The organism is Falsiroseomonas algicola (assembly GCF_011040385.1).
Taxonomy (GTDB): domain Bacteria; phylum Pseudomonadota; class Alphaproteobacteria; order Acetobacterales; family Acetobacteraceae; genus Falsiroseomonas; species Falsiroseomonas algicola.
In genome coordinates this window covers 678,458-696,149 of sequence record NZ_JAAIKB010000001.1, presented here as the reverse complement: position 1 = coordinate 696,149, position 17,692 = coordinate 678,458, and the positions used below count along the sequence as shown (strand labels likewise).

Here is a 17,692-nt window from a genome sequence, read left to right as displayed (position 1 = left end):
TCGACCGGTCATGCCTCGCCCCGCCATGCAGCGCCCCGCCCCCCGGCCGAAGCCCGTGCCTGCCGCGCCGGACCCACAGGTGGCTGAGGCCGCCCTGCGGCTCCGGCTGCGCGACCAGCCTGGCAATGCCATGGCCTGGCAGCAGCTCGCGGCGCTGCTGGCGCAGTGGAACCGGCATGAGGAGGCGGTGGAGGCCTTTGCGCGCGCCGTCGCGGCAGGTGCCTCCGCCCAGGCCCTGGCGACGCCCCATGCGCTGTCGCTCAGCGCGCTGAAGCGGCATGAGGAGGCGGTCGCGCTGGTGGCGCCGGTGCAGGCGCGCAAGCCCAAGGATTTCGCCCTGGCCAACCTGCTCGGCGTGCTGCTGAAGCGCGCGGGGCGGCTGGATGAGGCGCTGGCGATGCTGGAGACGGCGCGCAGGCTGGAGCCGCGCAACCTCTCCCCCTGGCAGAACATCGGCAATACGCTGGAGCTGAAGGGCGACTATGCCGGGGCGGCGGCGGCCTTCGCCGGCGGGCTGAAGATCGAGCCGCGCAATGCGGAGCTCTGGCGCCTGCATGGCCGCTGCCTGCGGGCGCTGGGCGATCGCGACGGGGCGCGGGCGAGCCTGGAGAAGGCCTTCGCCATCGAACCGCGCGACCGCGACGTGGCGTCGCTGCTGACCAACCTCCTGATCGAGCTGGGCGAGCACGAGCGCGCGCTTGCCGTGGTCGAGAAGGCGCGCGCGGCGCGGCCCGGCGACCAGGCGGCGGAGGTGCTGGCCGCGCGGCTGCAGATGCAGCTCGGCCGCATCGAGGATGCGAAGCAGGCGCTGGAGCGGACCATCGCCGCCAATCCAGGCGACCTGAGTGCGAACCTGGCGCTGGCGCGGCTGCATGGCGACGGCAATCGCCGCGCGGCGAATGAGGCGCTGCGGCGCGCGGTGGAGGCGAACCCCGCGAGTTGGGAGGCCGCCGAGGCGCTGATGGAAAGCCTCAGCCGCAGCCGCTACGACGATGAGGTCGCGCATCTCGAGGAAGCCTACCGCATCGCCCAGGGGCTGCTGGAGAAGCATCCCGACCGCATGGCGCGGCTGGCGCGCGGGCTGCGGACCGTGTTCCAGCGCGTGCTGGATGAGGACCGCCTGGCCGCGACGGGCCCGGTTTCTGCGCTGCTGCCGCATTGGCTGGCAGAGGGGCGCCATTCCGCCGTCCATTACGAGCTTGGCCAGGTGGAGACGCTGCAGGACCGCATCGACATCGTCGAATGGCACCGGGCCTGGGGGCGTCGCGCCTCGGCGAAGATCAGGGCCGTCGCGCTGCCCGCGACACCTGCGCTGGCCACCGGGCGGAAGCTGCGCATCGGGTTCATGTCGAGCGACCTGCGCAACCATCCCGTCAGCTACTTCGCGCTGCCGCTCATCGAACTGCACGATCCCGACAAGGTCGAGGTCTTCTGCTACTCCTTCTACGAGGGCGAGCGCGACCGGGTGCAGGAGATCATGGAGCGCAAGGCGGCCGGCTTCCGCTGGTGGCCGCGCCAGCCCGACGCGCAGGTGGCGGAGGGCATCGCGCGCGATGGGCTCGACATCCTGTTCGAACTCGGCGGCAGCACGGCGATGAACAAGCTGGAGGTGATGGCGCATCGGCCCGCCCGCATCGGCGCCAGCTGGCTGGCCTATCCCCATTCCGCGGGGCTGGAGCAGATCGACTACGTGCTGGTCGACCCCTACATCAAGCCGGAAGACCCGCGCCTGCTGATCGAGCAGCCCTTCGAGATGCCGGAAAGCTGGGTGGTGCTCGGGCGGCTCGGCTTCAACGACCAGCCGATCCATGACGGGCTGCCGGAGGAGCGCAACAATTGCATCACCTTCGGCACCGCCAACAACCCCTACAAGATGACGACCGCCTGCCTCGATGCCTGGGCGGCGGTGCTGCGCGCGGTGCCGCGCTCCCGCTTCCTCTTCGTGCGGCCGGAAGCCTCGGGCATGGCCTTCATGGACAATGCGCGCCTTGCCTTCGCGCGGCGGGACGTGGATCCGACGCGGCTCGATTTCGTCGGCGTGCGCGGCAAGCATCTTCCCTACTACAACACCATGGACATCGCGCTCGACAGCCTGCCGCATGTCGGCGGCACGACGACCTGCGAGGCGCTGTGGATGGGCGTGCCGACCATCAGCCTGGTGGGCGCCGGCTTCCCGGAGCGCCTCGCCTATTCCAACCTCAGCAATGCCGGCGTCGGCGACCTCGCGGCCTTCAGCCTGGAGGAGTACGTCGCGAAGGCGGAGGCGCTGGCGCGGGACCGCGCGCGTCGGCGTGAATTGCGCCACGGCTTGCGCCCGATGATCCGGCGCAACCCGCTCGGCCAGCAGCAGCGCTTCGTGGACCTGTTCTACGCGAAGGCGCATGAGGTCGCGTCGCGATGAAGGCGGTGATCCTGGCGGGCGGGCGCGGCACTCGGCTGGCGGAGGAGACGACGACGCGGCCGAAGCCGATGGTGGAGATCGGCGGGCGGCCGATCCTGTGGCACATCATGCAGATCTACGCCGCGCATGGGGTGCAGGACTTCATCATCTGCCTTGGCTACAAGGGCTGGCAGATCAAGGAGTTCTTCCTGAACTACCGGCTGCACGCCAGCGACATCGCGATCGACCTGGCCAGTGGCGCCGTCGATGTGCTGCGCCCCGCGGACATGCCCTGGCGCGTGACCCTGGTCGATACCGGGGAGGAGACGCAGACCGGCGGCCGGCTCAAGCGCGTGGCGCATCTGCTGCGGGACGAGGACGCCTTCTGCATGACCTATGGCGATGGCGTGGGCGATGTGGATGTCGGCGCCTCCATCGCCTTCCATCGCGCGCATGGGCGGCTGGCGACCGTGACGGCCGTGGCGCCGCCCGGGCGCTTCGGCGCGCTGGAACGGCAAGGGGACCGCGTGACGGCCTTCACGGAGAAGCCGCCGGGCGATGGCGGCTCCATCAATGGTGGCTTCTTCATCCTCTCGCCGCTGGTCATCGACCGGATCGAGGGCGACGAGACGGTGTGGGAGCAGGAACCGCTGCGGGGCCTGGCGCGGGAGGGGCAGTTGCGCGCCTTCGACCATCCCGGCTTCTGGCAGCCCATGGATACGATGCGTGACCGCGACCTGCTGGAGCGCCTCTGGGCCTCCGGCACGGCGCCCTGGAGAGTGTGGTGAGTGATTTCTGGCGCGGCCGGCGCGTTCTTGTGACCGGCCATACGGGCTTCAAGGGATCCTGGCTGTGCCGCGCGCTGCACCTGCTGGGCGCCAGCGTCACGGGGATCGCGCTGGATCCGCGACCCGGCCCCTCCGCCTTTGCGGCGATGGAGGTCGGCCCCGTGCTGGAGGCCGATCACCGGATCGATATCCGCGATGCCGCCGCCGTGGCGCAGGCGGTGCGGGGCGCGCGGCCGGAGGTGGTGCTGCACCTGGCGGCGCAGGCCTTCGTCGGCGATGGCTATCGCGACCCCAGGGGCACCTTCGCCACCAACCTCGGTGGCACCGTCGCGGTGCTGGAGGCGATGCGGGGACTGGCGGGGCTGCGCGCGGCGGTCATCGTCACCTCCGACAAGGTCTATGCGAATGACAGCGCCGGCCGCGCCTTCACGGAGGAGGACCGGCTGGGCGGCATCGATCCCTACAGCGCCTCCAAGGCCGCGGCGGAACTCGCCGTCGCGTCCTGGCGCGGCAGCTTCGCGGACGAATTGCCGCCGATCGCGACGGCGCGCGCGGGCAACGTGATCGGCGGCGGAGATTTCGGCACGGAGCGGCTGGTGCCGGACCTCGTCCGCGCCATGGTCGCGGGGAAGACGCTGATGCTGCGGCGGCCGGATGCCACGCGGCCCTTCCAGCATGTGCTGGACGTGCTGCGGGGCTACCTGACGCTGGCGGAACGACTGGCAACCGGCGGCGCGCCGGCCGCGATCAACCTTGGCCCGCGGGATGGCGAATGGTCCGTCCGCGGCCTGCTGCAACACTGGGAAACGGCGACGGGCATGCGCGTGGACTGGCAGGCGGTGGAAGGCCCCGTGATGGAGGAATCGAAGCGGCTGGCGCTGGATTCCTCGCTGGCCGGGCGCGCGCTGGGCTGGGCGCCGCTGCTGGACACGCCCCGCGCCATCGCCGCGACCGCGTCCTGGTATGCCGCCTGGCAGCGCGGCGAGGCGATGGCCGCGGTGACCGATGCCGCGATCCGCGCGGCCTTCGCGCCGCAGGCGGTGGCGGCATGAGCAGCAACGCCACGCGCATCACCGCCTGCCGCGCCTGCGGCGCCCGGCTCGGTGCCGTCTTCTGCGACCTCGGCACCATGGCGGTGGCCAATTCCTACGTGCCGCCGGACCGCGCCGATGCGCCGGAGCCGGTCTTCCCGCTGCGCGCCATGGTGTGCGAGGGCTGCCGGCTGGTGCAGCTCGACACCATCGTCGATGCCGTCGGCATCTTCACGGACTACGCCTATTTCTCCTCCGCCTCCTCCTCATGGCTCGACCACGCGGCGCGTTTCTGCGCGGGCATGACGGAAAGGCTGACGCTGGGGCCGGACAGCTTCGTGGTGGAGGTGGCGAGCAATGACGGCTACCTGCTGCGCAACTTCGTCGCCGCCGGGATTCCCTGCCTCGGCGTGGAGCCCGCCGCCAATGTCGCCGCCATCGCGAACGAGGCGGGGGTGCCGACCGAGGTCTTCTTCTTCGGCGCCGAGAGCGCGCGGGATCTGGTGGCGCGGCGGGGCCTGGCGGACCTGGTCGTCGCCAACAACGTGCTGGCGCATGTGCCCGATGTGAACGACTTCGTGGCCGGCATGGCGATCGCGGTGGGGGATCGCGGGCTGGTCTCGATCGAATGCCCGCATCTGGTCAACCTGGTCGATGGCGTGCAGTTCGACACGATCTACCACGAGCACTACGCCTATTGGTCGCTGCTGAGCATGGAGGCGCTGCTGGCGCGCCACGGGCTGGCGGTGGTGGATGTGGAGCGGCTGCCGACGCATGGAGGGTCGCTCCGCGTGATGGCGCGCCAGGCACCGGCCGCCGCCTCCGATGCCGTGCTGGCCGTCAGGGCGGAGGAGAAGGCGCGGGGCCTCGATGGCGACGCCTTCTACCAGGGCTTCGAGGCGCGGGTGCAGGAGGTGCTGGCGGGGCTGCGGCACTGGCTGGCGACGGCGACGGCGGAGGGGCGGCGCATCGGTGCCTATGGCGCGGCGGCCAAGGGGAACACGCTGCTCAACGCCGCCGGCGTGAAGGCGCCCGCGATCCTCGCCGTCGCGGATCGCAGCACGGCCAAGCAGGGCAGGCTGCTGCCGGGCAGCCATATCCCGGTGGTGACGCCGGAGGCGCTGCTGGCCATGGGGCTGGACGACATCCTCGTCCTGCCCTGGAACATCGCGGGCGAGATCGCGGGCAGCCTGCGCCGCGGCGGCTTTGGCGGGCGCCTCGTCACCGCCGTGCCGCGCATCACCGAACTGCCGTGAGGTTCCGCGCCGCCGCGGTGCCGGGTGTGGTGGAAGTGCTGGCGGATCGCGCCCTCGATGCGCGCGGCGCCTTCCTGCGCAGCTGGTGCGCGACGCGCTTCGCGGAGGCGGGCATCGACTTCGCGCCGACCCAGGCGAGCCTGTCGGAGAACACGCATCGCCACACGCTGCGGGGGATGCATTGGCAGGCGGCGCCGGCGGCGGAGCAGAAGCTGGTCCGCTGCGTCCGAGGCGCGGTCTTCGACGTGGCGCTGGATCTCCGCCCCGGTGGCGGGCTGCGGCATGAGGCGGTGGTGCTCTCCGCGGAGGCGGGCAATGCGCTGTTCATCCCGCAGGGCTGCGCGCATGGCTTCCTGACACTCACCGATGACGCCGTGGTCGAATACCTGATCGACGCGCCCTACACGCCGGCGCTGGCGCGCGGCGCGCGCTGGGATGATCCGGCCTTCGCCATCCCCTGGCCGGCCGCACCGGCGGTGATCGGCGACCGGGACCGCGACTGGCCGCTGCATGGCTGAGCGGCTGCTGCTGACCGGCGCCGGCGGCTTCGTCGGCCGGGCGCTGCCGGCGGCGCTCGCCGCGCGGGGGTTCGCGGTGCATGCGGTGTCCGGGCGGCTCCATGCCGATCTGCTGCAGGAGGCCGACCAGGCCGCGCTGCTGCGCGAGGTGAAGCCGGCCGTGATCGTCCACGCCGCCTGGTATGTCGTGCATGGCCGCTTCTGGACGGCGGCGGAGAATACCGACTGGCTGGAGGCCTCCACCGCGCTCGCCCGGCGCTTCGCCGAACAGGGCGGCCGGCGCTTCATCGGGATCGGCACCTGCGCGGAATACGCGACGGAGCCGGACGAGGTGCTGTGGGCCGAGAGCCGCCCCATCGCGCCCACCACCCCCTATGGCATCGCCAAGGCGGCCCTGGCGGCGCGGCTGATGGCGCTGGAGGGCCTCTCCACCGCCTGGGCGCGGCTGTTCCACCTGTTCGGCCCTGGCGAGCACCCGGACCGGCTGGTGCCGTCCATCGCCGCCGCGCTGCGGGAGGGGAGGGAGGCGCGCTGCGCGTCCGGCCGCCCGGTGCGCGACTTCGCCAGCACCTGGTTTGTCGGCGATGCCGTGGCGGCGCTGACCGCCAGCACCGTCACGGGTGCGGTGAACATCGGCACGGGGGAGGGGCGTTCGATCCGGGATATCGCGGAGACGCTCGCGCGCCTGGCCGGGCGCCCCGACCTGCTGAGCATGGGCGCGCTGCCGGACCGGCCGGGGGAGGTGCCGCGCATGGTGGCGGACACCGCGCGGCTGCGGCGGGAGGTCGGCTTCGCCGCGGCGCCGGAGACGGATGCGGCGCTCGCGCGGCTGCTGCGCGAAGGCTGACGGGCGCGAACCTTGCGGGCGGTCGATAATGCGAATAAGTCGCATTCTCTGATTGCCTTCCGCAAGGAGCCCTCCCCATGGCGCCCACCCGCCGGCACCTGCTCTCCGCCGCCGCCATCCTGCTGGCCGCGCCCGCCGCCGCGCAGGGCCAGGCCCGACTGGTGCGCCACGCGCAGGGGGAGACGGCGGTGCCGGCCGACCCGCAGCGCATCGTGGTCTTCGACATCGCGGCGCTCGACATCCTGGATGCGCTCGGCGTGGAGCGCATCCAGGGCGTGGCCGGCACCACCTTCCCGCCCTTCCTCTCCCGCTACGCCGATGCGCGCTATGCCCGGCTCGGCACGCTGTTCGAGCCGAACTACGAGGCGGTGAACGCCGCGCGGCCGGACCTCATCGTCATCGGCGGGCGGTCGGCGGCGAAATACGCGGATCTGTCGCGCATCGCGCCCACCATCGTGCTGCATGGCGGCACCGGCGGCACGATCGACCGGGTGGAGCAGAATGCCCTGATGCTGGCGGGCATCGTGGGCAGGGAGGCCGCGGCGCGCGCCGCGGTCGCGGGGCTGCGGGACGCCGTGGCCGCCACGCGGGCCCGCGCGGCGGGCCAGGGCAAGGCGCTGGTGGTGCTGACGACGGGCACGCGGATGAGCGCCTATGGCCCCGGCTCCCGCTTCGGCGTGATCCATGACGAACTCGGCGTCGCTGCGGCGGTGCCGGACCTGGCCGTCTCCTCCCACGGCCAGGCGGTGGGGTCGGAGTTCATCCTGGCCGCCAATCCGGACCGGCTTTTCGTCGTGGATCGCGATGCCGCCATCGGCCGCTCCGGGGCGGCGCGGCGGCTGCTGGATAATCCGCTGGTGCGGCAGACCGCGGCCTGGCGGCAGGGGCGCGTGTACTACCTCGACCCCGTCACCTGGTATGTCGCGCCGGGCGGGCTGCAGGGCACGACGCTGATGGTGCGGGAGGTCGCGGCCGCGCTCGGCGCCGCCTGAGCGTGGGCGCGCGCCTTCTCCTCGCCGTCCTGCTGCTGCTGGCGATGGCGGTCGTCAGCCTCTTCGTGGGTGTCGGCACGGTGACGCCCGCGCGGCTGCTGGCGGAGGGGCCGGAGGGGCCCGCGATGCAGCTGCTGCTGGTCAGCCGCCTGCCGCGCACCATCGCGGTGCTGCTGGCCGGCATGGCGATCGGCGTGGCGGGGCTGCTGATGCAGCTGCTGGCGCGCAACCGCTTCGTGGAGCCCTCCACCGCCGGCACGGCGGAATCCGCCAGCCTCGGCCTGCTGGCGGTGATGGTGCTGGCGCCGGAGGCACCAATCCTGGTGAAGATGCTGGTGGCGGCGGGCTTCGCGCTGGCAGGCACGGCGCTGTTCCTGGCCATCCTGCGGCAGGTGCCGCTGCGGTCCGTGCTGATGGTGCCGCTGCTGGGCCTGATGCTGGGCGGCGTGATCGAGGCCGTGACCACCTTCCTCGCCTACCGCATGGACCTGCTGCAATCCGTGAATGCCTGGACGGCCGGCGACTTCTCCGGCGTGCTGGAGGGGCGCTACGAGCTGCTCTGGGTCGCCTTCGCGCTGACGGTGCTGGCCTGGTTCGCGGCGGACCGCTTCACCGTGGCGGGGATGGGGGAGGATGTGGCGACCAGCCTCGGCCTGGATCATCGCCGCGTGCTGGCGATGGGGCTGTTCATCGTCGCCATGGTGACGGCGACGGTGGTGGTGACGGTGGGCATGGTGCCCTTCTTCGGCCTGGTCGTGCCGAACCTGGTCGCGATGGCGATGGGCGACCATGCGCGGCGCGCCATTCCCTGGATCGCGGTGCTGGGCGGCATGCTGCTGCTGGCCTGCGACATGCTGGGACGGGTGATCCGCTTCCCCTACGAGATTCCCGTCGGCACCATCGTCGGCGTGGTCGGCGCGGCGCTGTTCCTGGCGCTGCTGTTCCGCCGCCAGGCGCGGCTGGGGTGACGGCCGCGCGCGATCCTCGGCTGGTGCTGGCGGTGCTGGGCGCCCTCGCGCTGGGCAGCGCAGCGCTGTTCATGACCTGGGGCGTGAACGGCGCCTGGGGCTTCGCGCTGCCCTTCCGCGCCGCCAAGCTGGCGACGATGCTGCTGGTGGCGCATGCCGTCGCCGTGTCCACCGTGCTGTTCCAGACCGCGACGGGCAACCGCATCCTGACCCCCGCGGTGATGGGCTTCGACCAGCTCTATGTGCTGGTGCAGACCGTGCTGGTCTTCGCCCTCGGCGCCAGCGCCTTCGCGGGCCTGGATCGCCGGCTGCTCTTCGCCGGGGAGGTCGCGGCAATGATCGCCTTCTCCTTCCTGCTCCACGCCGCGCTGTTCGGGGGCGCGCGGCGCAGCCTGCACCTGCTGGTGCTGGGCGGCGTGGTGCTGGGCGTGCTGTTCCGCAGCCTCGCCGGCTTCCTCCAGCGAATCATCGATCCCAATGAGTTCGCCTTCCTGCAGGACCGCTTCTTCGCCAGCTTCAACAGCCCGCATCACGGGCTGCTGGCCATCGCCGCGGCGATGGCGCTGGCGGCCAGCCTGCTGGGCTGGCGGGCGCTGCGGCGATGGGATGTGCTGTCGCTGGGGCGGGAGGTGTCCATCACCCTCGGCCTGGATCACCGGCGGGAAGTCACGCGCATCCTGGTGATGGTGGCGATGCTCGTCTCCGTCTCCACCGCGCTGGTCGGGCCGGTGACCTTCCTCGGCCTGCTGGTCGCGAACCTCGCCCATGCCGTCATGCCGTCCTTCCGCCATGCGCATCTGCTGCCGGCGGCCTTCCTGCTGGCCGTCATCTGCCTGGCGGGCGGGCAGGCCGTGCTGGAACACGGCTTCGGCTTCGACACCAGCCTGCGCGTCATCATCGATTTCCTGGGCGGCATCCTGTTCATCGCCCTGCTGGTCCGGGGGAAGGTGCGATGATCGAGGCCATCGGCGTCAGCAAGCGCTACGGCGAAACGGTGGTGGTGGATGGCGTCACGCTGCGCCTGCCGAGGGGCGGCGTCACCGCCATCATCGGGCCGAACGGCGCGGGCAAGTCGAGCCTGCTGTCCATGATCGCGCGGCTGCTGCCGATGTCGGCGGGGCAGGTGCGGGTGGATGGGCTGGACGTGGCGCGCACGCCCGGCGCCGTGCTGGCGAAGCGCCTGTCCATCCTGCGGCAGGACAACCATCTGCCGGCGCGGCTGACGGTCAGGGACCTCGTCGCCTTCGGGCGCTACCCCCATTCCGGCGGACGCCCGACGCGGGAGGATGCGGCGCATGTGGAGCGCGCGCTGCGCTACCTCGCGCTGGAGGGGCTGGCCGAGCGCTTCCTGGATGAGCTGTCGGGCGGGCAGCGGCAGCGCGCCTTCGTCGCCATGGTGCTGGCGCAGGACACGGACTACGTGCTGCTGGATGAGCCGCTGAACAGCCTCGACATGCAACACGCCGTGGCGATGATGCGCCTGGTCCGCCGCGCGGCGGAGGAGCTGGGCAAGACGGTCGTGCTGGTGCTGCACGACCTCAACTTCGCCTCCTGCCACGCCGACCACATCGTGGCGATGCGCGATGGCCGCGTGCTGATGCAGGGCAGCCCGGCCGCCATCATGACGCCTGAGGCGATCGCCGCGATCTATGACGTCGAGGCGACGGTGCATGAGATCGGCGGCAGGCTGATCGCCGCCTATTTCGCGTAGTCATCCGCGGAGGGGCGGCGCCGCGACCACGCCCGCGCGTTCCAGCGCGGCGGCGACGCGGAACAGCACATCCTCCCGCCACGGCGCGGCAATCAGCTGCACGCCGATCGGCAGCCCGTTCGGCGTGCCGGCCGTGCTGGGATCGGCCAGCGGCACCGCCAGCACCGGCAGGCCGATGCAGGAGATGGGCTGGGTGAAGACGCCGAGATTGGGGCGGATCGGCACCAGCTCTCCATCCAGCTCGATATTCGCCTGGCCGATGGGGGTGGCGGAGAAGGGCGTGGCGGGGGCGATCAGGATGTCCGTCTCGGCGAAGAGTTTCAGCACGGAGGCGCGATAGTCCGCGCGCAGCCGCTGCGCCTGCGTCACCCAATGCGCGGGCAGCATGGCACCGGCCAGGAAGCGGTCGCGCGTGCCGGGATCGAAGTCAGCCGCACGCGTGCGAAGGTCCGGCATGTGGAGGTTGCCGCCCTCCGCCATGGTGATGAGGAAGGCGGCGGCGCGGCCGCGCGCGGCATCCGGCACCACCATCCGCCGTGTGGCGCCGAGCACGCGGGCGATCGCCTCCACCGCCGCGAAGGCCTCCGGGTGGCCATTGCGGGCGAAATGGCCATCGGCGACGGCGAAGCGCAGGCCCTCGATGCCCGCGCCAAGCCGCGGCGTGACGGGTTCCACGGGCTGGCGGGTCTGCGCGGGATCCTCGGGATCGAAGCCCTGCAGCACGTCATAGGCCAGCGCGAGGTCGGCGACGTCTCCGGCAAAGGGGCCGAGGTGGTCGAGCGAGGCGACGAAGGGATAGCTGCCGGCGCGGGACAGCCTTCCATAGGTCGGCTTGAGCCCGAAGATGCCGCAGAGGGAGGAGGGGACGCGGATCGACCCGTTGGTGTCGCTGCCGAGCGTGATCGGCACGAGGCCCGCCGCGACGGCCGCTGCAGAGCCGCCGGAGGAGCCGCCCGCGATGCGGGTCAGGTCATGCGGGTTGCGGCAGGGCCCGTCATGCGCATTCTCGGTCGTGAAGCCGTAGGCGTATTCGTCCATGTTCAGCGCGCCGGTGCAGATGGCGCCGGCGGCGGCCATCCGGCGCACCAGGTAGCCGTCGCGCGCGGCGGGCTTCGCGCTGCGCTCGATCTTCGAACCGGCGAGGGTCGCGATGCCCTCGAGGTCGAAGAGGTTCTTCACGGCATAGGGCACGCCGGCCAGCGGGCCGGGGTCGCGGCCCTGCGCGATCGCCTGGTCCACGGCCAGCGCCTCCGCCCGCGCGCGCGCGGCGGTGACCTCGGTGAAGGCATTGTACCGGCTGTCGCGCGTGCCGATGTCGGCCAGCGCGGCTTCGGTGACATCGATGGCGCGGCGGCGGCCGGCGCGGATGGCCTGGGCGGTCTCGGCGGCTTTCACGGGCGATACACCGGCGCGGGTTCCTGATGCACCGTCAGCGCCTTGCCCTCCACCAGCGCCGCCATGCGCGCGGCAAGGCGGAGATTGGCGATGACGCCCGGGCGATGCGCCGGGTCCACGGGCAGGGAGAGTGCCGTGGCGGCGGCGTTCATCAGGGCCTCGGCCTGGTCTTCCGTCATGCTGGTTCCTCCGCGTAGTGGCAGGCGGCCTCGCGCCCGCCGCCGAAGCGGCGCAGCGCGGGCATGTCGAGCCCGCAGCGATCCGTACCAATGGGGCAGCGGCCATGGAAGCGGCAGGCATGGGGATCGGGGTCGATCGGGCTCTTCGGGTCGCCCGCCAGGCGTAGCGCGCCATCCCGCACGCCATCCAGCCGCGGCACCGCGGCGACCAGGCCCCGCGTGTAGGGGTGCAGCGGCTTGGCGAAGACCTGTTCGGCCGGCCCGGTTTCCACGATGCGGCCGAGATACATGACGATGACGCGGTCGCAGAGCAGGCGCACCACGTTGAGGTCGTGGCTGACGAAGACGTAGGACATGCCCAGCGTCTCCCGCAGCCGCACCAGCAGCTGCAGGATCGTGACCTGGACGGAGACGTCGAGCGCGGCCGTCGGCTCGTCCAGTACCAGCAGGTCGGGCCTGGTCGCGATGGCGCGGGCGATGCCGACGCGCGCGCGCTGGCCGCCGGAGAGCTGGTGCGGGAAGCGGTCCAGCAGCTCGACCGGCAGGCCGCAGAGCGTCGCGGCTTCCTCGACCTTCGCCTTGAGGTCAGGGCCCGTCACGCCCTTCAGCTTGCGCAGCGGATCGGCGATGGCGTCGGCGGCGGTGAAGCGCGGGTTGATGCTCTCCCCGGCGTCCTGGAAGACGATCTGGATGCGCGCGCGATCCGCATCCCGCGCGAAGCGCTTGGCGGGCAGGTCGGCCAGTTCGCGGCTGCCGAAGCGGATGGAGCCGCTGGTCGGGTCCGTGAGGCGCGTGATGAGGCGGACCAGCGTCGATTTGCCGCAGCCGGATTCGCCGACCAGGCCCAGAGTCTCGCCCCGTGACAGGGTGAAGGAGACGTCGTCCACCGCATGGACCAGGGAGGGATGGCCGCCACCGAACCAGCCCTTGCGACGAAGCGGGAATCGCTTCGACAGCTCCGCCACATCCAGCAGCGTGGAGCCGTCCGGTCCCGGGGGCGTAGGCTCGTTGCCGATCATGCCGGGTTCCAGCAGGCGATGCGGTGCGCCGGTTCGATGGTCCGCCAGACCAGCTTCGCGTCGCAGCCGGGCAGGCGCCGGTCGCAGCGGGCGGCGAAGCGGCAGGGCGGCAGGTCGTCACGCCGCAGGTCGGGCAGGTTGCCGGGGATGGAGCGCAGCGCGGCAAGGCTGCCCGCCGCGGTCGGCGTCGCGGCCAGCAGGCGGCGTGTATAGGGGTGGCGCGGGTTGGCCAGCAGCGTCTTGGTCGCCGCATCCTCCACGATGTGGCCGGCATGCATGACCGCGATGCGGGCGCTGCGCTCCGCGGCGAGTGCCAGGTCATGGGTGATGAGGATGGTCGCCATCCCCGTCTCCGCGGCGAGTTTCGCGACGATGTCCATCACCACGGCCTGGGTGGTGACGTCGAGGCCGGTGGTGGGTTCGTCCGCGATCAGCAGCGCCGGGCGCGTCGCCACCGCGATCGCGATCATCACGCGCTGGCACATGCCACCCGAGAGTTCGAAGGGATAGGCGCTGGCGCGGCGCGCGGGGTCGGGGATGCCGACCTGCTTCAGCATGTCGATGGCGCCGGCCATCGCGTCACGGCGCGACAGGCCGGCATGGCGGCGCAGCACATCGGCGATCTGCTGGCCGATCGGGCGGATCGGGTTCAGCGCGGCGCGCGGGTTCTGGAAGATCATCGCGGCCCGCTTGCCGCGGATGCGTGCGAGTTCAGAAGGGGAGGCGGCGGTGAGGTCCACGCCCTCCAGCACCGCGCGGCCCCTGGTGATGCGTCCCGCCGCGTCGAGCAGGCCGAGCAGCGCATAGGCGGTGACGGATTTGCCGGAACCGGATTCGCCGACCAGGGCCATCGTCTCGCCCCGCCTGACAGTGAAGGCGACGCGATCCAGCGCGCGGACGATGCCGCTGCGCGTGCGGAACTCGACGGAGAAATCGGAGACGTCGAGGACGGCGCTCACGTGCGCCTCCGGGGGTCCACGATATCCCGCACTCCATCGCCCAGCAGGTTGAAGCAGAACACCGCCGTCATCAGCGTGGCGCCCGGGAACAAGGCGACCCACCATTCGCCGGAGACGATGAAGGCCGCGCCTTCCGCGACCATGATCCCCCATTCCGGCGTCGGCGCCCGCACGCCGAGGCCGATGAAGGAGAGCCCCGCGGCGTTGAGGATGGCGTAACCCATGGTGAGCGACATCTGCACCACCATGATCGGCATGATGTTGGGCCCGACCTGGCGCAGCAGCACGCCCATGTCCCGATGCCCGGCGATGCGCGCGGCATCGACGAAGCCGGCTTCCCGCCGCTGCACCGTCTCCGCCCTCGCGACGCGGACATACAGAGGAAAATTGATGATCGCCGTCGCCAGCACGATGTTCGGCACGGTGTTGCCCAGCGCGGCCACGATCGCCATGGCCAGGACGAAGAGCGGAAAGGCCATGATCGTGTCGGCGATGCGCCCGACCAGCATGTCCACCCATCCCCCGAAGAAGCCGGAGGCGAGGCCGGCGAAGCCGCCCATGGCGAAGACGAGCGCGACGGAGGCCGCCGCGATGCCGAGGTCGAGCCGTGCGGCGACCAGAACGCGGGAGAAGATGTCCCGCCCGATCTGGTCCGTGCCGAACCAGTGCAGCGCGGAGGGCGGCTGCAGCGCGCGCATCGTGTTGCTCGCCAGCGGGTCATAGGGGGCAAGCGACGGCCCGAGAATGGCGGCGCCGACGAAGAAGGCGAAGAGCAGCAGCGCCAGGCCCGTCACGGGATTCTCGCTGACGACGTGGCGCGCGTGACGAAGGGTCGAACTGCTCATGAATGGCGCGCCCGGGGGTCGAGCGCCCGGTTCACCAAATCGATGGTCAGGTTCAGCACGACGTAGAGGATCGCCATGGTCAGGACGAAGCCCTGCACCGGCGCGCCGTCACTCGCGATCAGCGCCTCCACCGCATAGCTGCCGATGCCGGGCCAGGCGAAGACCTTCTCCACCAGCACATTGGCGCCGAGCAGGAAGGAGAAGACCATGCCGAGCGTCGTCACCACCGGCAGCAGCGCGTTCCGCAGCGCATAGGTCAGGATGATGGTGCGGGATGACAGGCCGGAGGCGCGGGCTGTGCGGATGAACTCCGCCCCCAGCACCGCGAGCATGGAGGCGCGCGTGATGCGCGCGATCGGCGCCAGCGCGAATAGGCCCAGCGTGCAGGCCGGCAGGATGATCTGCGCGGCGGCGCTCTGCCAGGTCTCCCAGTCGCGCGCGATGGCGGCGTCGATCAGGTAGAAGCCCGTGACGAAGTTCGGCGCGGTCGCGAAGGCATCGAGCCGCCCGACCGGTGCCGGTGCCCAGCCGAGCAGGTAGTAGAAGACATAGACCAGCAGCAGTCCGGTGAAGAAGACGGGCAGCGAGACGCCCGCCGTGACGATGACGCGGCAGAGATGGTCCGCCAGCGACCCCTGCTTCACCGCCGCCAGCACGCCGAGCGGGATGGCGATGCCCATCGCGATCAGCAGCCCGACCAATGTCAACTCCGCCGAGGCCGGCAGCCGGTTCACGAGATCGACCAGCACCGGCTGCCCCGTCGTCAGCGACATGCCGAGGTCGCCTCGCATCAGGGCCTGCACATAGCTCCAGAACTGCTCCGGCAGCGGGCGGTCGAGCCCGAGCGCCGCGCGGATCTGCGCGATGGACTCCGCGCTCGCGGTCGGCCCGGCGAAATAGGTCGCGGTATCGCCGGGCAGCACGCGCGTCAGCACGAAGGTGACGACGATGACGGCAACAAGGGCGGGGAGCGACCCCGCCAGCCGCCAGAGAACGCCTCTCATATCCATGCTCGCGGATCGAAGCCGATCCGCGCCTCAAGCGCCGGCGCTTCGCGTCGCGCCAACGGCGCGCCCTTGGCGCGACGCTCGCCGCACTGGCGGCGGGCCGCATTCGCGGCCTCGGCCGGCGTCGCCGGCCGCAGGTTGCGCGTGATGACTTCCCTCATCCCTTGGTCAAATACCGGAAGTCCGGCTCCCGGCACGGCCAGAACTGGTAGCCGCCGATGGTCCGCTGCATCGCCACGTCATGGAAAGGCTGCGCGATGGGGATGAAGGGCACGTCGTGCATGCCGAGCTCGAGGAAGCCGCGGACGTTCTGCGCATAGACCGCGGGATCCTGCGTGAAGCGCGCGGCGTCGATCAGCCGGTCCATCGCCGGGTTCTGGTAACTCGGGATGTTGAAGATCGAGTTGTTGCCGTGATAGTTCCAGAAGAAGAAGTAGTCCGGCCAGTCCAGCCAGCCGCCGAAGCGGTTGATCGCCATGGGCGCCGTCTTCTTGTTCAGCTCGCCGCGGAAATTGGCGCCGGGGATCTTGTTCAGCTCCACGGTGATGCCGAGCGGCGCCAGCGCTTCCTTCACCAGCACGGCCATCGGCTCCGCGATGGTGCCGGAGCCCGCGTCGAAGAGCAGCGACGTGGTGAAGGGACCGACGCCCGATTCGGCCATCAGCGCACGGGCGCGGGCGATGTTGGCGCTGTAGGGGAAGGGCACCGGCCAGGTCAGCCGCGCGGGCGTGGAGGGGCCGCCCCACATCGGCACGCCGCGCCCGAAGAGGGAGGCCTGCATGATCTGTTCGTAGGGCAGGGCCCAGGCCACGGCCTGGCGCAGCTTGACGTTGTTGAAGGGCGGGTTGGCGCTGTTCAGCGCGACATACCAGATCGCGTTCGGCACCGGCACGGCCGAGACGCGGATGCGGTTGCCCGCGGCCAGGTCGGCGAAGTCCTTGGGCGGCAGGCCGTAGCTGATATCGGCGTCGCCCCGCTCCAGCAGCGCGCGTCGGGTGGAGGGGGAGGGGATGTCGCGCGCGATGACGCGACGCAGCCTGGGCAGCGGGCCCGACTTCCAGTCGTCGTTGCGGACATAGATGGTCTCGGTGCCGGGCCGCCAGGCCTCCACCTTGAAGGCGCCGCCGCCGGCGATGTTGTTCTTGAGATACTCCTTCGCCCAGGGATCGCCGCCGGAATTGCGGATGGCGAGTTCGCTGTCGAAGACGAAGGGGATCGTGACCGCCAGATTCGGCATGGTCAGCTTGTCCCGCCGCAGGAAGTCGATGCGGAAGGTCTTGTCGTCCACCGCGACGAACTGCTCCGGCTTCTCCAGGCTGCCGGCATTCATCTGCGTGGTCGCGAAGCCGCCGATGGAGACGGCGCGGTCCAGCGACCACTTCACGTCCTTCGCCGTCACGCTGCGACCGCTGTGGAAGCGGGCATCGGCGCGCAGCTTGAAGGTGACGCTCGTGCCGTCGCTGGCTTCCTGCCAGCTCTCGGCCAGTTCCGGTTCCAGCGCGTTGATGTCGAAGCTGGTGGTGATGTCGTCCACCCGCTGGCGCTTGAAGCTGACCAGCCGGTCGTAGCAGTTCAGCGCCACGCCGTTCACCGGCTGCGACGAACCCAGCCCCTGCATGTCGAGGCTGTTCGGCCCGTATTCCTGCACCAGCAGCAGCGTCTCGTTGCGCGTCGGCGCCTGGGCCTTCGCCTCCCGGATCGCGGGGGCCGCCACCGCGGCGGCCGCGGCCGGCAGGGCCTTGAGGAAGTCTCGGCGATCCATCGCACCTCTCCGATCCGGCATGTCTGCCGTCACGG

General features: G+C 71.3%; 17 protein-coding genes. 10 read left to right on the top strand and 7 right to left on the bottom strand.

Annotation, left to right across the window (positions count from 1 at the left end):
* The first annotated feature begins 79 nt into the window (after positions 1 to 79).
* From G3576_RS03305 to G3576_RS03260, 10 genes are all read left to right on the top strand, one after another.
* Positions 80 to 2,401: a tetratricopeptide repeat protein gene (locus tag G3576_RS03305; RefSeq protein ID WP_164692877.1), complete on the top strand. Its 2,322-nt coding sequence runs from the start codon at positions 80 to 82 to the stop codon at positions 2,399 to 2,401.
* The gene (gene rfbF, locus G3576_RS03300) at positions 2,398 to 3,168 is read left to right on the top strand and encodes a glucose-1-phosphate cytidylyltransferase (protein WP_164692876.1); all 771 of its coding nucleotides are present in this window, start codon (positions 2,398 to 2,400) and stop codon (positions 3,166 to 3,168) included. Before G3576_RS03305 ends, rfbF begins: the two co-directional genes overlap by 4 nt.
* Positions 3,165 to 4,220, top strand: a complete 1,056-nt coding sequence (gene rfbG / locus G3576_RS03295) for a CDP-glucose 4,6-dehydratase (protein ID WP_328728362.1) — start codon at positions 3,165 to 3,167, stop codon at positions 4,218 to 4,220. The genes rfbF and rfbG overlap by 4 nt, the downstream gene beginning before the upstream one ends.
* Positions 4,217 to 5,455 carry a class I SAM-dependent methyltransferase gene (locus G3576_RS03290; protein WP_207622625.1) on the top strand — a complete coding sequence of 413 codons (1,239 nt, stop codon included), beginning with the start codon at positions 4,217 to 4,219 and terminating at the stop codon, positions 5,453 to 5,455. The genes rfbG and G3576_RS03290 overlap by 4 nt, the downstream gene beginning before the upstream one ends.
* Entirely contained in the window at positions 5,452 to 5,973 is a 522-nt protein-coding gene (locus G3576_RS03285; protein ID WP_164692875.1) for a dTDP-4-dehydrorhamnose 3,5-epimerase family protein, read from the top strand. Before G3576_RS03290 ends, G3576_RS03285 begins: the two co-directional genes overlap by 4 nt.
* Entirely contained in the window at positions 5,966 to 6,820 is an 855-nt protein-coding gene (locus G3576_RS03280; protein WP_164692874.1) for an NAD-dependent epimerase/dehydratase family protein, read from the top strand. Before G3576_RS03285 ends, G3576_RS03280 begins: the two co-directional genes overlap by 8 nt.
* Positions 6,821 to 6,897: 77 nt before the next feature.
* The gene (locus tag G3576_RS03275) at positions 6,898 to 7,812 is read left to right on the top strand and encodes a siderophore ABC transporter substrate-binding protein (protein ID WP_164692873.1); all 915 of its coding nucleotides are present in this window, start codon (positions 6,898 to 6,900) and stop codon (positions 7,810 to 7,812) included.
* 2 nt (positions 7,813 to 7,814) lie between these two features.
* Positions 7,815 to 8,780, top strand: a complete 966-nt coding sequence (locus G3576_RS03270; RefSeq protein WP_328728357.1) for an ABC transporter permease — start codon at positions 7,815 to 7,817, stop codon at positions 8,778 to 8,780.
* Entirely contained in the window at positions 8,777 to 9,736 is a 960-nt protein-coding gene (locus G3576_RS03265; protein WP_328728354.1) for an iron chelate uptake ABC transporter family permease subunit, read from the top strand. The genes G3576_RS03270 and G3576_RS03265 overlap by 4 nt, the downstream gene beginning before the upstream one ends.
* Positions 9,733 to 10,491, top strand: a complete 759-nt coding sequence (locus G3576_RS03260) for an iron ABC transporter ATP-binding protein (protein WP_164692872.1) — start codon at positions 9,733 to 9,735, stop codon at positions 10,489 to 10,491. Before G3576_RS03265 ends, G3576_RS03260 begins: the two co-directional genes overlap by 4 nt.
* On the opposite strand, the gene G3576_RS03255 is transcribed toward G3576_RS03260, so the two are convergent.
* From G3576_RS03255 to G3576_RS03225, 7 genes are all read right to left on the bottom strand, one after another.
* Positions 10,492 to 11,886 carry an AtzE family amidohydrolase gene (locus tag G3576_RS03255; RefSeq protein WP_164692871.1) on the bottom strand — a complete coding sequence of 465 codons (1,395 nt, stop codon included), beginning with the start codon at positions 11,884 to 11,886 and terminating at the stop codon, positions 10,492 to 10,494. It lies immediately after the preceding gene.
* Positions 11,883 to 12,065 (bottom strand): DUF4089 domain-containing protein, encoded by a 183-nt coding sequence (locus G3576_RS03250; protein WP_164692870.1) that lies wholly within the window; start codon positions 12,063 to 12,065, stop codon positions 11,883 to 11,885. Before G3576_RS03250 ends, G3576_RS03255 begins: the two co-directional genes overlap by 4 nt.
* Positions 12,062 to 13,084, bottom strand: a complete 1,023-nt coding sequence (locus G3576_RS03245) for an ABC transporter ATP-binding protein (RefSeq protein WP_164692869.1) — start codon at positions 13,082 to 13,084, stop codon at positions 12,062 to 12,064. The genes G3576_RS03250 and G3576_RS03245 overlap by 4 nt, the downstream gene beginning before the upstream one ends.
* The gene (locus G3576_RS03240; protein ID WP_164692868.1) at positions 13,081 to 14,043 is read right to left on the bottom strand and encodes an ABC transporter ATP-binding protein; all 963 of its coding nucleotides are present in this window, start codon (positions 14,041 to 14,043) and stop codon (positions 13,081 to 13,083) included. The genes G3576_RS03245 and G3576_RS03240 overlap by 4 nt, the downstream gene beginning before the upstream one ends.
* Positions 14,040 to 14,888, bottom strand: coding sequence for an ABC transporter permease (locus G3576_RS03235; protein WP_164692867.1), 849 nt, complete (start codon positions 14,886 to 14,888; stop codon positions 14,040 to 14,042). Before G3576_RS03235 ends, G3576_RS03240 begins: the two co-directional genes overlap by 4 nt.
* On the bottom strand, positions 14,885 to 15,892 hold the full coding sequence (locus tag G3576_RS03230) for an ABC transporter permease (protein ID WP_164692866.1): 1,008 nt from the start codon (positions 15,890 to 15,892) through the stop codon (positions 14,885 to 14,887). The genes G3576_RS03235 and G3576_RS03230 overlap by 4 nt, the downstream gene beginning before the upstream one ends.
* 160 nt (positions 15,893 to 16,052) lie before the next feature.
* Positions 16,053 to 17,657 (bottom strand): ABC transporter substrate-binding protein, encoded by a 1,605-nt coding sequence (locus G3576_RS03225; protein WP_164692865.1) that lies wholly within the window; start codon positions 17,655 to 17,657, stop codon positions 16,053 to 16,055.
* Between the last annotated feature and the right edge of the window lie 35 nt (positions 17,658 to 17,692).